The 15,172-nt window shown below is 50.1% G+C and carries 14 protein-coding genes and 1 pseudogene; 7 read left to right on the forward strand and 8 right to left on the reverse strand.

The window, feature by feature from the left end:
• Window positions 1–163: 163 nt before the first annotated feature.
• The 4 genes from selB to BEA93_RS17780 all read right to left on the reverse strand — a co-directional run bounded on the left by selB (window position 164) and on the right by BEA93_RS17780 (window position 5,425).
• Entirely contained in the window at window positions 164–2,008 is a 1,845-nt protein-coding gene (selB, locus tag BEA93_RS17765; RefSeq protein ID WP_000582473.1) for a selenocysteine-specific translation elongation factor, read from the reverse strand.
• Complete coding sequence (selA, locus tag BEA93_RS17770) at window positions 2,005–3,396, reverse strand: L-seryl-tRNA(Sec) selenium transferase (RefSeq protein WP_105224824.1); 1,392 nt, start codon at window positions 3,394–3,396, stop codon at window positions 2,005–2,007. The genes selB and selA overlap by 4 nt, the downstream gene beginning before the upstream one ends.
• Before the next feature lie 97 nt (window positions 3,397–3,493).
• Window positions 3,494–4,102, reverse strand: coding sequence for a glutathione S-transferase (locus BEA93_RS17775; RefSeq protein ID WP_001517478.1), 609 nt, complete (start codon window positions 4,100–4,102; stop codon window positions 3,494–3,496).
• Window positions 4,103–4,249: 147 nt separating this feature from the next.
• On the reverse strand, window positions 4,250–5,425 hold the full coding sequence (locus BEA93_RS17780) for an autotransporter outer membrane beta-barrel domain-containing protein (protein ID WP_272897384.1): 1,176 nt from the start codon (window positions 5,423–5,425) through the stop codon (window positions 4,250–4,252).
• Window positions 5,426–5,451: 26 nt separating this feature from the next.
• Between BEA93_RS17780 and BEA93_RS17785 the strand changes: the two are divergent.
• Window positions 5,452–5,544 (forward strand): annotated as a pseudogene (locus BEA93_RS17785) (AraC family transcriptional regulator); the annotation flags it as partial.
• Window positions 5,545–5,698: 154 nt separating this feature from the next.
• On the opposite strand, the gene BEA93_RS17790 reads toward BEA93_RS17785, so the two are convergent.
• A complete protein-coding gene (locus BEA93_RS17790; protein ID WP_001517476.1) occupies window positions 5,699–6,835 on the reverse strand; it encodes an HlyD family secretion protein in 1,137 nt (378 codons plus the stop codon).
• Window positions 6,836–6,837: 2 nt separating this feature from the next.
• On the reverse strand, window positions 6,838–7,200 hold the full coding sequence (locus BEA93_RS17795) for a DUF3302 domain-containing protein (protein ID WP_001517475.1): 363 nt from the start codon (window positions 7,198–7,200) through the stop codon (window positions 6,838–6,840).
• Between the two features lie 535 nt (window positions 7,201–7,735).
• Here BEA93_RS17795 and mtlA point away from each other — a divergent pair.
• From mtlA to mtlR, 3 genes are all read left to right on the forward strand, one after another.
• Window positions 7,736–9,649: a PTS mannitol transporter subunit IICBA gene (gene mtlA, locus BEA93_RS17800; protein WP_105224825.1), complete on the forward strand. Its 1,914-nt coding sequence runs from the start codon at window positions 7,736–7,738 to the stop codon at window positions 9,647–9,649.
• Window positions 9,650–9,884: 235 nt separating this feature from the next.
• Window positions 9,885–11,033, forward strand: coding sequence for a mannitol-1-phosphate 5-dehydrogenase (mtlD, locus tag BEA93_RS17810; RefSeq protein WP_000645402.1), 1,149 nt, complete (start codon window positions 9,885–9,887; stop codon window positions 11,031–11,033).
• Window positions 11,033–11,620 (forward strand): mannitol operon repressor MtlR, encoded by a 588-nt coding sequence (gene mtlR / locus BEA93_RS17815; protein WP_000228285.1) that lies wholly within the window; start codon window positions 11,033–11,035, stop codon window positions 11,618–11,620. The genes mtlD and mtlR overlap by 1 nt, the downstream gene beginning before the upstream one ends.
• Before the next feature lie 11 nt (window positions 11,621–11,631).
• Here the strand turns inward: mtlR and yibT are convergent, their stop codons facing one another.
• Window positions 11,632–11,844: a protein YibT gene (gene yibT / locus BEA93_RS17820; protein WP_010376448.1), complete on the reverse strand. Its 213-nt coding sequence runs from the start codon at window positions 11,842–11,844 to the stop codon at window positions 11,632–11,634.
• Between the two features lie 267 nt (window positions 11,845–12,111).
• Here yibT and BEA93_RS17825 point away from each other — a divergent pair, with 267 nt between their 5' ends.
• Complete coding sequence (locus tag BEA93_RS17825; RefSeq protein WP_000665670.1) at window positions 12,112–12,474, forward strand: YibL family ribosome-associated protein; 363 nt, start codon at window positions 12,112–12,114, stop codon at window positions 12,472–12,474.
• A 545-nt stretch (window positions 12,475–13,019) separates the two neighbouring features.
• On the opposite strand, the gene BEA93_RS26380 is transcribed toward BEA93_RS17825, so the two are convergent.
• Window positions 13,020–13,076, reverse strand: a complete 57-nt coding sequence (locus BEA93_RS26380) for a lipoprotein (protein WP_225996959.1) — start codon at window positions 13,074–13,076, stop codon at window positions 13,020–13,022.
• Between BEA93_RS26380 and BEA93_RS25775 the strand changes: the two genes are divergently transcribed.
• On the forward strand, window positions 13,058–13,705 hold the full coding sequence (locus BEA93_RS25775) for a hypothetical protein (RefSeq protein WP_411161997.1): 648 nt from the start codon (window positions 13,058–13,060) through the stop codon (window positions 13,703–13,705). The two genes, BEA93_RS26380 and BEA93_RS25775, sit on opposite strands and share 19 nt — an antisense overlap.
• Window positions 13,706–13,748: 43 nt before the next feature.
• The coding region (locus tag BEA93_RS17835; RefSeq protein ID WP_272897475.1) for an ESPR-type extended signal peptide-containing protein at window positions 13,749–15,172 on the forward strand (1,424 nt) is incomplete at its 3' end.

Consider the following 15,172-nt stretch of genomic DNA (forward strand, 5'->3'; position numbering starts at 1 on the left):
GGCTGGCAGATTACAAAGTATTTTCATTCGAAAATATGATCGACATTCCCGTTTATTAAAATATTTTTAATAAAAAGCACGTTATATTCATCATACAACGTGCTTCCTTAATATTAATAAGAATTTTGTATTAATTCATATTTATTATGAATTAATCATTTCCTTATTTTTCGGGAAATAATAATGCGTCACGTAATAAATGATCATTTCCACGGCGACGCGTAAAGCCAATCCGGTCAAAATATTCCAGAATTTGAATCGCCAGTTTTCGGCCAACGCCTAAGCGATCGCGGAAATCCGCCGCGCAGGTCGAGCCACACTCCTGATCGAGATCACGGATCATATTGGCAAACTCGACAATTCGATCATTGCGATAATAACGATCTTTGACGATCGCCGTAATTATCCCCTGCTGTGCCGCCTGGCGCAGCGTCAGGCGCATTGCCTGCTCGTCGGTCCCCGTCTCTTTTGCCAGGTCGCGTACCCACCACGGCTCGTCGCCAAACAGCGGTTCCACTTTTTGCCAGATAGCCTGCTGCTCTTCGCTAAATCCGGCTTTGTGATCCGGCAGATGCAGCCAGCCGTGATGGCTGTGGATCTCGCCGCTTTCGCGCATTTTTTCAATCAGCAACAGTACCAGGGCTTCATCTTCCATCGGCAACGCCATGCGCCGCAGACGTTCGCGTCCCGGCCCTGGTTCGTCGCGATGCTGTTCATGATAAGCCGCTAATGTGTCGAGAATTTTACGCTGCCAGCGAGCAGCAACCGGTGCATTCAGCAAGCTATAACCGGCCTGAATATAGCCCGGCTGTTGCAGCAATTCGCGCATCCCTTCGCCGTTGAGCTGACGCGCCCATGCAAAATCCGCGAGATTCACCGCACCGCGCTCCAGGTGAACAGCCAGCGCTTCGGCATCATTCTGCACCCGTGCCAGTGACGCCAGCCATTGCAGATATTCCGGCTTACGTTTACCGCGGCGCGGCGGGTTGAGCATCACCACGCGGGCACCCGCCAGCGTGTTGCGGGCCGAGATATCGCGCAGTACTAAGCGATCGTTATCCGCCAACCACAACGGCGTGTCGAACACCAGTTCAGCAAGGTTATCTTCCAGCAGCGAAACGCGCCCCGTAACGTGGCTGGCGGCGTGGTGAATATGCAGCGGCTGCCACTGGGTCAGCGGCGTATGGGTTTGAAGCTCGACAATCACTCGCGTGAACGGATCTGGCGGCACATCTGCCAGCAACCAGTCGCCTCGATTAATCTGTTCTTTCTCCGCATCACCGGCGATATTAAGCGCAATACGCTGCCCGGCATGGGCGGTTTCTGTTGGTTGATTTTGCGCATGGAGAGCACGCACGCGCATCGGTTTATTTACCCCCGTCAACCATAATGAATCGCCAACATTCACTTCCCCACTTAACGCCGTACCCGTCACCACCAGCCCGGCACCTTTTACGGTAAAAGCACGGTCGATAGCGAGGCGGAAACTGTGCTGACTGGCGTGTTCACGTTCCGGCAACTGAAGCAGATGTTCGCGCAGAGCATCAATTCCCCTTCCTTCAGTCGCTGCGGTGACAAACAGTTTTGCCTCAGCAAAACCGTATTCCCGCAGCACCTCCTTTACCTGGCGTTCAACCTCATCAACGCGCGCTTCGTCCACGCGATCGGCTTTGGTCAGCGCGACGGTCAGCATCGGGTTACCGGTAAGCTGCAAAATCGCCAGATGCTCACGGGTCTGTGCCATCACGCCGTCATCGCACGCCACCACTAACAGCGCATGATCGATACCACCAACGCCCGCCAGCATGTTGGAAAGAAACTTTTCATGGCCGGGAACATCAATAAATCCAGGAACGCGTCCATCCGGCTGCGGCCAGTAGGCATAGCCGAGATCGATGGTCATACCGCGCTTTTTTTCTTCCGGCAGACGGTCGGCATTTACGCCAGTAATCGCCTGTAATAATGTCGTTTTGCCGTGGTCAACGTGTCCGGCAGTCGCAATAATCATTTCAACAACATCTCCAAAAACCGTTGCTCATCTTCAAGGCAGCGTAAATCCAGCCACAGACGCCCGTCGTAAATGCGGCCAATCACTGGCACCGGCAATTCACGCCAGCGGGCGGCTAATGCCTCAAGGTGGCTACCGCGTCCATCATGAGGTGTAAACGTTAATGCCGCGCTCGGCAGGCGATCAACAGGCAGCGAACCACTGCCGATCTGCGACAAGCATGGCATAACTTGTACCGCAAACTCCGCGCCGTAATGTGCGGCAAGGGGAGCCTGTAAACGTTGCGCCTGAATTTGAATGACCTCTGCGCTGCGGGTAAGCAGACGCAGGGTCGGTAATTTTTCTGTCAGAGCCTCAGGGTGTAAATAAAGACGCAGCGTGGCTTCCAGCGCCGCGAGGGTCATTTTATCTGCGCGTAATGCACGCTTCAGCGGGTGACTTTGCAGCCGGGCGATCATCTCTTTTTTACCGACGATAATCCCTGCCTGTGGCCCGCCTAACAGCTTGTCGCCGGAGAAGCTCACGAGGCTGACGCCCGCGGCAATCAACTCCTGCGGCATCGGCTCTTTCGGCAAACCGTACTGGCTAAGATCGACCAGCGAACCGCTGCCTAAATCAGTCACTACTGGAACATCCAGCTCTCTGCCGAGCACCACCAACTCCGCTTCGTCTACCGCTTTGGTGAACCCCTGAATGCTGTAGTTACTGGTATGCACCTTCATCAACAGCGCGGTATTTTCATTCACCGCCTGACGATAATCATTAGCGTGGGTACGGTTGGTGGTTCCTACTTCATGCAGGGTACAGCCTGCCTGACGCATTACGTCAGGGATACGAAACGAGCCACCAATCTCCACCAGTTCACCGCGAGAAACCACCACCTCTTTGCCGCTGGCAGTTGCTGCCAGCATTAACAGCACCGCCGCCGCATTGTTATTGACGATGCAGGCATCTTCCGCGCCAGTAAGGCGGCACAACAACTGTGCCAGCGCGCGATCGCGATGCCCACGTCCGGCGTCATCCAGATCATATTCCAGCGTCACCGGTGAACGCATAACTTGCGCAACAGCTTCCACCGCCGCTTCCGCCTGCAATGCCCGACCAAGATTAGTATGCAGCACCGTTCCCGTCAGGTTGATCACCGGACGCAGCGCGCTCTGCGCCTCTCTCGCCAGTCGGGCATTGACTTCTTGCGCCCAGTTCTCACACCACGCGGGTAGCGTCTGACTGTCGCGAATTACTTCTCGCGCTTCGTCAAGCATCTGACGCAGCAACCCCACCACGCGAGTGTGGCCATAAGTATCACGTAAAGAAAGGAAGGAACTATCACGCAATAAGCGATCAATAGCGGGAAGCTGACTATAGAGGGAACGCGTTTCGGTTGTCATAGGAAACCAGGCTCATCAAGGCCCTCTCACACGGAGAAGGGCGTTTAACATAACCGCAGATTGTAACGTGAGAAGTGTCTGGAGGACATATCGCGCATCAAGCCTTTGGCGGTTCGGTGCGAGCGAAGCTTTCGCGGCTAAAGAGATTCTCGACCAGTTTGACTAAGTGTGGGCGGTCCACACACCAGCCCGGCGCAACGCGGCGGAAATTGAGATACCCGACGGCACAGGCAATAGCGATAGTCGCCAGATTTACCGTATCGGTTTTGAGCGTGCCATCGACCAGATATCCTTCCAGCACATCCAGACTGCGGTTGATTTTCTCCCGCTGGCGTAACAGCTCATCTTCAGACTGCTGCGCCGCCGGGCGCGCCTGCTCACGCACCGAAGCCAGCCCGGCATCCATAATGCCATCTGCCAACGCCTCAATCTTACGCACTCGCAACGACTCTAGCGGATCGCGCGGCAGCATCGCCGGAGCAACGTTCATTAATTCGATATATTCGGCAATGATTGGCGAATCAAACCAGCATTCGCCCTCTTCGGTCACCAGCACCGGCACTTTCCCTAACGGGTTAAATTTCGCCACGCCGTTGTCTACGTTATAGGGCAGTTCATTGATAAATTCGAAAGTAATGCCCTTTTCTAACAACAGAATAGAAAGTTTGCGTACAAACGGGCTGGTGTAGCTACCGATGAGTTTCATTATGTTTCCTTTTTGTTAACAAAATATGAGTATGACCCAGGGTTAAAAAAAAGGGCAGATGTTATTGATATGAGCGTGATGACAAACACAAGATGGCCCGATACGTACACATACCGGGCCTTGTAAATGAAACGACCTTTTTAAATATCAGAATGAATAGCGGATATTCGCATTGATAGCATTATCGACGTTGTACTTACCAAATGCTGATTTCTCAACGGTCAGGCCGATACGGGTATTGTCTTTAATGCGCGTATCAATCCCAATGTTGGCTAACATACGACCATCTTTACCGTTGTACACGGTGGACTCACCAGCAAAATCACGATACGTAGTGGTGCCAGAATTCCGCAGGTCAAACTGATAACTTAAACCTGCCTTCGCTGTAACCTGCCAGTCGTGACCATCCAGCGTTTTTCCGAATTCCACACCAGTACGGCCAATCAGGGGGTTTGCCGTTTTACGCTTCATGCTGATATCCATGCCGTTGTATTGCCAGTTAAAGGTATTGCCTGACAACGTGCCGTAGACCAGTTCAACCTGCGGTTCAATAAAGACATCAGGCTTCCACTGATAGCGCCAGCCGGTTTCTGCGCCTAAATACCATGAGTGGGCAGTATCGTCTGCCTTACCAAGCCCTAATGTTTGCATTGTGTAATCGTCACGATAGTGGACATATTTTCCGACCACATCAATATACAATCCTGAATCAAACAGGGTGGATGCGTATAAACCGCCGCCTACAGAGCGGGTTTTCCCCTGGTAACTTTCGCCACTGGCTTTGCTGTCAGTAACAGTCATCATGATACCTGTAAAAAGATCGCCTCCATCAAAGTGATGTTTTTTGTCGGCACCAATTTGCAGATGCATGTGGCGATCAGAGAATCCCCCCTCACCTGAACCAGAAGTGGTCATAAACCGTGCCCAGGCACCGGCTTCTCCTTGGGTATCGCGTAGATCACCCATACGTCGGTTAAGGTTATTCACCTCAGATAGGAAGTTTCTGTACCGGATATCCATAAAGCGCTGACTTTCACTGAGTGCAGCATTATTACGCTGAACATCGAATCCTTTCAGACGCCACTGTGTGGCACTGTCAGTATTTACCACCTCAATATCAGGGGTCATTGAGTGAAAACCCATTTGTTGAGTCACCGTTTTAAACGCCTGGGTATTGTTGGTTCCATTTTCTGCCGTGATCAACGGAATATCACCGACAGACATTTCGTTAAGCGGTTTAGTCGGTTTCACATACAGAATATTGTTCTCTGCGATTAACTTATCAACAACCGTAATATTTAGCCGGACTCTCAAAAAATGCATGGAACTAAAACGGGTCTATTTACAGATATACAAGCACATCTTATTTCATTCGAAACTTTAAAAGTTACTTTGGTATTACACCGAAACAGTTTTCTCTCAAGGTAAAAAGAAAAAATTAAATGTCCACTTTCTGGTATCAGGGGAGCGTTTATATGCTCAGTGGACTAGACAAAAAGGACACGAGTTTCGCAGGCCGAACAGCGAATACTCATGTCCTGTATTTGCAACTTTTTTAGCTCTCAACCACATTTATGCGACTCAATACCCCAACATTCAATGATCCAAATAAAGATAATGCATCCAACTGGTCATTCTCAGCAGCACCTTACGCATCACCGAAACATGGCTGAAATGGTCGGAGTAAACCGCCACCTGGGCGTAGATGCCATCAGGTAAAGCATCAATATCAGCGTTAGGGTCCAGTTCGATGGTTCCCAGCACACCGTCAGTTCCAGGCACGACCGTTAATGATTGCAGTACCCCCTGCGCCTGGTACGAACCTCCAGGCACCACCGGCAAGATACTGGTCAGTTTGCCGTGGAATACCTGCCCCGGCAGCGCGTTAAATACCACTTCCGCATCATCGCCGGGTTTCAGACGCAACAGCGAGTTTTGCCGGAACTGGGCGACAATTTGCCGTTTTTGCTCAGGGATAAAGACCATCACCGGACGCAGCGGCAAAGCTGCCGCGTAAGTGCCTGGACGGATTAGCACCTGAGTAACATAGCCATTGCTCGGTGCACGAATAATGGTCTGCTCAAGGTTATATTTCGCTTCGGTAAGTTGCGCCCTTAAGCTGACAATCTGCGACTGCTCGCCGTTGACCATGCTGTCGAGTTGGCTCTGGATCTGCGCCTGCTCCGCCACGGAACCTTTCACCAGCGCATCCTGGGCGAGAAAATTTTGCCGCGCGTCGTCGATGTCACGTTCCGAAAACGGATTCACCGCCGCCTGGCTACCTTTCAGGTAACGTTGATAATTTTTAAACAGCCGGTCGCGCTCCGCTGAAACCTGAGTGGTGTTAGCCTGCGCTTCAGTGAGCTGCGCTTGCAGCGTCTTAATATTATGTGTCGCCGTCATCAGGTCGGCCTGAAGTCGGTCTACCCGCGCCTGATAACGCACCGGGTCGAGCTTAAAAAGCACCTCGCCCTTTTGAATAAGCTGATTATTTTTGTCCGTGACTTCAGTAACAATCCCTGTGACCTGGGGCGTGATGGGGATGGCAATCACCGCCTTTTGCGCCATAAAGGTGTAGGGATGGTTATAGTTCATCAATAAAATCAAACCACTCACCAGAAACACGCCACCGAGCGCCGCCGTCGCCAGCGTCCACTGATTCACCGGAATACGGAAGATTTTAAATATCGCCCACGCCAGCGCCACGTAAGTTAAGACAATCAACAGATCCATGATTAGATCTCCGGAAACGTGGAGTAGTCAGGTTTTTTCTCAGCAGCGAGTTGCTGCTCCAGCCGGGAGATGCGATCAGAAAGCGCGGCAATTTCTGGGTCAGGCGTTTTCTCTTGCGGTGTAATATGCGACTGCATCCCCCAGCCGCGCTCCGGTTGGTAAAGCGTGGCCCAGATCCACAGGAACGGCCAGATAATGTGGAGCGTAAATAAGCTGACCCACCCTGCGGTATGAATGGCGTCGGCATGAGGATGGTTGCGTTTTTTGGCAATCAAATAGGGGATGTCATGTATCGCGATGATTCCATAAAAGATCACCAGAAAGACGAAAATCAGCACTCCCAACGCGAAATAGTTTAGAAACATAGCTGCCTCGGATTCACGCTTATCAGAGTTGTTATGGGCTGGCAGCCAGATGGGCGTCGGGCTGATTATTTGACAATAATCCGGGTTTGCGATTCTCGCCATCACACCGAAGAATAATTTTAAGCGGTGATGAGTTACTCAGTGACATAACGGCCTTAAGGCAGAGCCAGAACATGCCGTAGATCACACCGGGTGAACGACTTAAGAAAATATCTTGTGATTTAGATCACAAAAACTCAACAAACCATCAAAGGAAAAACGTGACAAACCTCACATTTAAATGCCATTTTTAGCGAAAATCACCGCCTTGTTGTTTTTTTACACAAGTATTTTGTGATGAATATCACGTCAATTACCTCTCTACCCCCTATATTTATGTGATTGATATCACACAAAAGACCGTCGACTGGACAGTTAACCGATTCAGTGCCAGATTTCGCAGTATCTACAAGGTCCGGCTACCTCTGCCGCCACATTAACAAAAAACCTCGGGCTTCCAGCCTGCGCGACAGCAAACATAAGAAGGGGTGTTTTTATGTCATCCGATATTAAGATCAAAGTGCAAAGCTTTGGTCGTTTCCTCAGCAACATGGTGATGCCAAATATCGGCGCGTTTATCGCGTGGGGTATCATCACCGCGTTATTTATTCCAACAGGGTGGTTACCGAACGAAACGCTGGCGAAGCTGGTCGGGCCGATGATCACTTATCTCCTGCCGCTGCTGATCGGTTATACCGGTGGTAAGTTGGTAGGTGGTGAACGTGGCGGCGTGGTCGGTGCTATCACCACCATGGGCGTTATCGTCGGCGCAGATATGCCGATGTTCCTCGGTTCTATGATTGCAGGCCCGCTGGGCGGCTGGTGCATTAAGCATTTCGACCGCTGGGTAGATGGTAAGATCAAATCCGGTTTTGAGATGCTGGTGAACAACTTCTCTGCCGGTATCATGGGGATGATCCTCGCGATTCTGGCATTCATGGGGATTGGTCCGCTGGTTGAAGCCCTGTCTAAAATGCTGGCTGCGGGCGTTAACTTCATGGTTGTCCATGACATGCTGCCGCTGGCGTCTATCTTTGTTGAACCGGCGAAAATCCTGTTCCTTAACAACGCCATTAACCACGGTATCTTCTCGCCGCTGGGTATTCAGCAGTCCCATGAGATGGGCAAATCCATCTTCTTCCTGATTGAAGCAAACCCGGGTCCGGGTATGGGCGTTCTGCTGGCGTACATGTTCTTTGGTCGTGGTAGCGCTAAACAGTCTGCGGGCGGTGCGACAATCATCCACTTCCTGGGCGGTATCCACGAAATCTACTTCCCGTATGTGCTGATGAATCCGCGTCTGATCCTCGCCGTTATCCTCGGCGGTATGACTGGCGTGTTTACGCTGACTATTCTGGGCGGTGGTCTGGTTTCTCCGGCATCTCCGGGTTCTATCCTCGCGGTACTGGCGATGACGCCAAAAGGTGCTTACTTCGCTAACATCGCGGGTGTATGTGCGGCAATGGCGGTTTCCTTCGTTGTCTCTGCCATTCTGCTGAAAACCAGCAAAGTGAAAGAGGAAGACGATATTGAAGCGGCAACTCGCCGTATGCAGGACATGAAAGCTGAGGCTAAAGGCGCGTCTCCGCTGTCTGCTGGTGATGTGACTAACGACCTGAGCCACGTGCGTAAAATCATCGTTGCCTGTGACGCTGGTATGGGTTCCAGTGCAATGGGCGCAGGTGTGCTGCGTAAGAAAATTCAGGATGCCGGTCTGTCACAGATTTCCGTCACTAACAGCGCGATCAATAACCTGCCGCCAGATGTGGACCTCGTCATCACTCACCGTGATCTGACCGAGCGCGCTATGCGTCAGGTTCCGCAGGCTCAGCATATTTCGCTGACTAACTTCCTCGACAGTGGCCTGTACACCAGCCTGACCGAACGTCTGGTTGCTGCCCAGCGCCATACTGAAAACGAAGAGAAAGTGAAAGACAGCCTGAAAGACAGCTTTGACGATTCTAACGCCAACCTGTTCAAACTGGGCGCGGAGAACATCTTCCTCGGTCGTAAAGCGGCAACTAAAGAAGAAGCTATTCGCTTTGCTGGCGAACAACTGGTGAAAGGCGGTTACGTTGAGCCGGAATACGTACAGGCAATGCTGGATCGTGAAAAACTGACCCCGACCTATCTGGGTGAGTCTATCGCCGTGCCGCACGGTACGGTTGAAGCGAAAGATCGCGTGCTGAAAACTGGCGTCGTGTTCTGTCAGTACCCGGAAGGCGTGCGCTTCGGTGAAGAAGAAGATGACATTGCCCGTCTGGTGATTGGTATTGCTGCCCGTAACAACGAGCACATTCAGGTTATCACCAGCCTGACCAACGCGCTGGATGATGAGTCCGTCATTGAGCGTCTGGCACACACCACCAGCGTGGATGAAGTGCTGGAACTGTTGGCTGGTCGTAAGTAACCCATTCCCACCCTCTCCACATGGAGAAGGTGGGGCTAATTGCCTGATGCGCTACGCTTATCAGGCCTACAAAACAAAGTGCAATTTATTGAATTTGCTCGTTCTTGTAGGCCGGATAAAGCGTTTACGCCGCATCCGGCAATATCTCGGCCCCTCTCCTCATGGAGAGGGTTTGGGTGAGGGAAATGCCTCACCCCAGCCCTCTCGGGTAAAAACATTGATGAAGGTTAATACTATGAAAGCATTACATTTTGGCGCAGGTAACATCGGTCGTGGCTTTATCGGTAAACTGCTGGCTGATGCGGGTATTCAACTGACATTTGCCGATGTCAATCAGGTGGTACTTGATGCCCTGAATGCCCGTCATAGCTACCAGGTTCATGTGGTCGGTGAAACCGAGCAGGTCGATACCGTTTCCGGCGTTGATGCCGTCAGCAGTATTGGTGATGACGTGGTGGATTTAATCGCTCAGGTCGATTTAGTCACTACCGCCGTTGGTCCGGTCGTGCTGGAACGAATTGCTCCGGCGATTGCTAAAGGGCTGGTGAAACGCAAAGAACAAGGTAATGCATCCCCACTGAACATCATCGCGTGTGAAAACATGGTTCGCGGCACCACTCAGTTGAAAGGCCATGTAATGAATGCCCTGCCGGAAGAAGCAAAAGCGTGGGTTGAAGAACACGTTGGCTTTGTCGATTCCGCCGTTGACCGCATCGTGCCGCCTTCTGCTTCTGCAACCAACGATCCGCTGGAAGTGACGGTAGAAACCTTCAGCGAATGGATTGTCGATAAAACTCAATTCAAAGGCGCGCTGCCAAACATCCCAGGTATGGAGCTAACCGACAACCTGATGGCATTTGTTGAGCGTAAACTCTTCACCCTGAATACGGGCCATGCTATAACCGCGTACCTCGGAAAACTGGCGGGTCATCAGACCATTCGTGACGCAATTCTCGATGAGAAAATCCGTGCGGTGGTAAAAGGTGCGATGGAAGAAAGCGGCGCGGTGCTAATCAAGCGCTACGGTTTTGATGCTGATAAACATGCTGCGTATATCCAGAAAATCCTCGGCCGTTTTGAAAACCCGTATCTGAAAGATGATGTGGAGCGTGTAGGCCGTCAGCCGCTGCGTAAACTGAGCGCCGGAGATCGTCTGGTAAAACCGCTGCTGGGTACGCTGGAGTACGGTTTACCGCACAAAAACCTGATTCAGGGTATTGCTGCCGCCATGCACTTCCGCAGTGAAGAAGATCCACAGGCTCAGGAACTGGCTGCGCTGATTGCCGACAAAGGGCCGCAGGCTGCGCTGGCACAGATTTCCGGGCTTGATGCCAACAGCGAGGTTGTCACAGAAGCGGTAACCGCTTATAACGCAATGCAATAATGGTGGACCAGGCGCAGGGGTCCCTGCGCCCGAATAACAGATTGTCAGATATGCAGGCAACAATGGAACAAACCCAGGCCTTTGAAAACCGTGTGCTTGAGCGTCTGAATGCTGGCAAAACCGTGCGAAGCTTTCTGATTACCGCCGTCGATCTCCTGACCGAGGCGGTGAATCTTCTGGTGCTTCAGGTATTCCGCAAAGACGATTACGCGGTGAAGTATGCTGTAGAACCGTTACTCGACGGCAATGGCCCGCTGGGCGATCTGTCCGTGCGCTTAAAGCTGATTTATGGGCTTGGCGTAATCAGTCGCCATGAATACGAAGATGCGGAACTGTTGATGGCACTGCGGGAAGAGCTGAACCACGACGGCAACGAGTACGCGTTTACCGATGATGAAATTCTTGGGCCATTTGGCGAACTGCATTGCGTGGCGGCGCTACCACCGCCGCCACAGTTTGAACCAGCAGACTCCAGTTTGTACGCGATGCAAGTTCAACGCTATCAACAAGCTGTGCGATCAACAATGGTCCTTTCACTGACAGAGCTGATTTCCAAAATCAGCTTAAAAAAAGCCTTTCAAAAGTAAGCAATGCTCGCTTACTGCTGCCCCTCTACCTGCTTCGGTCGATAAAGCCGACGATAATATTCCAGGCGTTGGAGATATAACGGCACGCTTTCCTCAGGTATATCGGACGGGATCGCGTTACGAGGGGGAAGTTTATTCAGATACTCCCGGAACGCCTGGCTAGATGCCATGAAATCTACGGCTTTATCGATAAAAAGCGGAACGTTTTCACCTATTTTGCCCATCATAATATCTCCGAATTACCCCGCGCCGGGAATGCGCGGCCGCCAATTTTAGTTTAGATCCCGGTAAAAATGGCATTAAGGAAAACGTGCGAAATCTACAACGTTTGTCCTTGCTTGCTTATTACTTTTTATTAATCAATAAATTACATTCTTTTCTGAACGCAAAATTGGTTACCCAGCAAAACTATTACAATACCATCGGTTGTGAACAAAGCACCCCGTCACGCATACTAGGACTATAAATTTATCTTTATCAGAAGCCATCACATGAAAGAAGTCGAAAAAAACGAAATTAAACGTCTTAGCGATCGCCTGGACGCCATCCGTCACCAACAGGCCGACCTGTCGCTGGTTGAAGCCGCAGACAAATATGCCGAACTGGAAAAAGAGAAAGCCACGCTGGAAGCTGAAATTGCTCGTCTGCGTGACGTTCACAGCCAAAAACTCAGCAAAGAAGCACAAAAGCTGATGAAAATGCCTTTCCAGCGTGCGATTACTAAAAAAGAGCAAGCGGACATGGGCAAACTGAAGAAGAGTGTTCGTGGGCTGGTGGTAGTGCACCCAATGACCGAGCTGGGCCGTGAAATGGGCCTGCAAGAGATGACAGGGTTCTCAAAGATCGCGTTTTAAGTTCCTTTCTGGTCGCTGTAATCACAGCCTCTCACGATTTACTCGCTCCTGCTGGCACATGCAGGAGCCCCTTTCAAATACTAAAAATTATTAACATTCTTAGCATTGCATGTTCAATTTTGTCCGACTGTCTGCATGAACATCACAAGTCAAATTCTGAAAATATGCTGCGTAATAAAAGAGCTATATATAAATAATAAGTATGATTATTTACATTCCAATGATTAATTATTTATGTTTTCCAGCCAGTGTCACATTTATCGTCACAAAACATTTACCATACAAATATTAACTTCTTACCCTCCTCACCTTAACTCCGTTAAACATTTGACATGAATTGACACCGGTCATTAAAATTCGCGAGATTAGGTTATTAGTATCTACAAACTAAAATAGTTTGACATCTAATAACACACTCTCAGCACCCATTAATTCGAAAACTCTCTCATAAATTTTTATTGTGAATATGAAATATTAAATTATTCATACAAAAAATAACTACAACGTAGTTATCAAAGCATCAGGATTATGAAAAGGAATTCATCCTATGAACATGAAGAAAGCAGTACTAAGAGTGTTAACAATATCGTCACTCTGCGCATTAACAGGGTGTGACAATACTGAAAAAGTAAACGCAATTGATGAGTTCACCAAACAGCAAGCGTTACAACAAGGTCAAATAGAAACTCTAAAAAAGCAGCAAGAACAATATAAAAATAAAATTGAAATTATTGAAAAACAACAAAATAGCATCATAAGCAGTACCAAAACTCTTGCCAGCATCGTAAAGGCAGTCAAAGACAAACAGGACGAATTTATCTTCACTGAATTTAACCCAGCACAAACCCAATACTTCATTTTAAATAACGGCTCTGTCGGTTTAGCAGGTCGGGTACTGTCTGTCGATGCGGTTGAAAATGGCAGCGTTATTCGTATTTCGCTGGTTAACCTATTAAGCGTTCCCGTATCAAATATTGGCTTTCATGCTACATGGGGCAATGAAAAACCTGCCGATCCTAAAGACTTAACAAAATGGCAGCAATTACTTTTCAGTACCTCAATGAACTCATCGCTGAAATTATTACCAGGTCAATGGCAAGACATTAATCTGACGCTGAAAGGCGTATCTCCCAATAATCTGAAATACCTGAAACTCGCCATCAATATGGCAAACCTTCAGTTCGACGACCTTCACTCTGCGGAATCCCGACAGAGAAAAAGCAAAAAATAAATGCGGCTTCTGCGCTTATATCAAGGAATAGAGAGCATCAATAATGAACAAAATATTTAAAGTTATCTGGAACCCGGCGACGGGCAGTTATAGCGTTGCCAGCGAAACGGCAAAAAGCCGTGGGAAGAAGAGCGGGCGCAGTAAGCTGTTAATTTCTGCGTTAGTTGTCGGTGGGTTGTTGTCGTCTGGAGCACATGCAGAAGTCGCTCTTGATGGCGGTAAATCTGCTGAAGCTACTCCACTTAGTAATGGCTGGATTGCCATTGGTTTTGGAGCCATCGCAACATCAGCACAAACCGGGCCGGGTGGAGGCTCCAATACATCAAGTGTTGCAATAGGGCAAAGTGCGTTCTCTGGCGTGGGGGGAACCTCATTAGGCTTCAGTAGCAATGCGTCTGGAGAAAGATCGGTAGCGTTGGGGCAAGCAACTGTAGCTACTGGCAGCCGGGCTATTGCAATCGGAAGTGCGGCTCAAGCAACCAAAGAGTATTCCCTTGCGTTGGGGAATAGCGCTCATGCTAAGGGTGATTATGCCACCGCGATAGGTAAAGACAGCGAAGCCAATGGCATGTATTCACTCGCGATAGGCCAAGCAAGTGAGGCGACCAAAGCCGGTTCTGTCGCTATGGGCTATAACAGCCAGTCAAACGGAACAGGGGCTGTCGCGCTGGGGCAGGACAGCTTTGTGAGCGGAAACAACAGCGTCGCTCTGGGTAATGGAGCCAGAACATCAGGAAATAATTCCGTCGCGCTTGGTGCGGGTGCTCTCGCAGCGGAAGACAATGTTATCTCTGTCGGTAACAATACGGACCAGCGAAAAATTGTATTTGTTGATAAAGGCATCATCAACAAAACAAGTACCGATGCCGTCAATGGCTCGCAGATTTTTGCGCTTAGCCAATCGGTAGCAAACCGGTTAGGCGGCAATGCCAGCGTGAATGCTGCTGACGGAACCGTTAATGCGCCAACCTATACTATTTCCTCAGGGACCTACAACAATGTAGGTGATGCTCTTGATGCAGTGAATTCGACAATCAACACCACCAATACGGCGGTGACAGATCTGAAGGACGATTCTCTGCTATGGGATGGCACTGCATTCAGTGCCAAACACGGCACCAGCACCACCAACAAAATCACCAACGTCATGGCCGGTAGCCTGTCAGACACCAGCACCGATGCCGTCAACGGCTCGCAACTGAAAACGACAAACGATAACGTTGCCACCAACACCACCAACATCACTAACCTGACCAATGATGTCGCGGATATCAACACCACAATCACAGGCCTGGAAGATGATGCCCTGCAGTGGAATGGCACGGCATTCAGCGCCAAACACGGCACTAACACCACCAGCAAAATCACCAACGTCATGGCCGGTGACCTGTCAGACACCAGTACCGATGCCGTCAACGGCTCGCAACTGAAAACGACAAACGATAACGTTGCCACCAACACCACCAA

Source organism: Escherichia sp. MOD1-EC5950, from assembly GCF_002965345.1.
GTDB lineage: Bacteria > Pseudomonadota > Gammaproteobacteria > Enterobacterales > Enterobacteriaceae > Escherichia > Escherichia marmotae.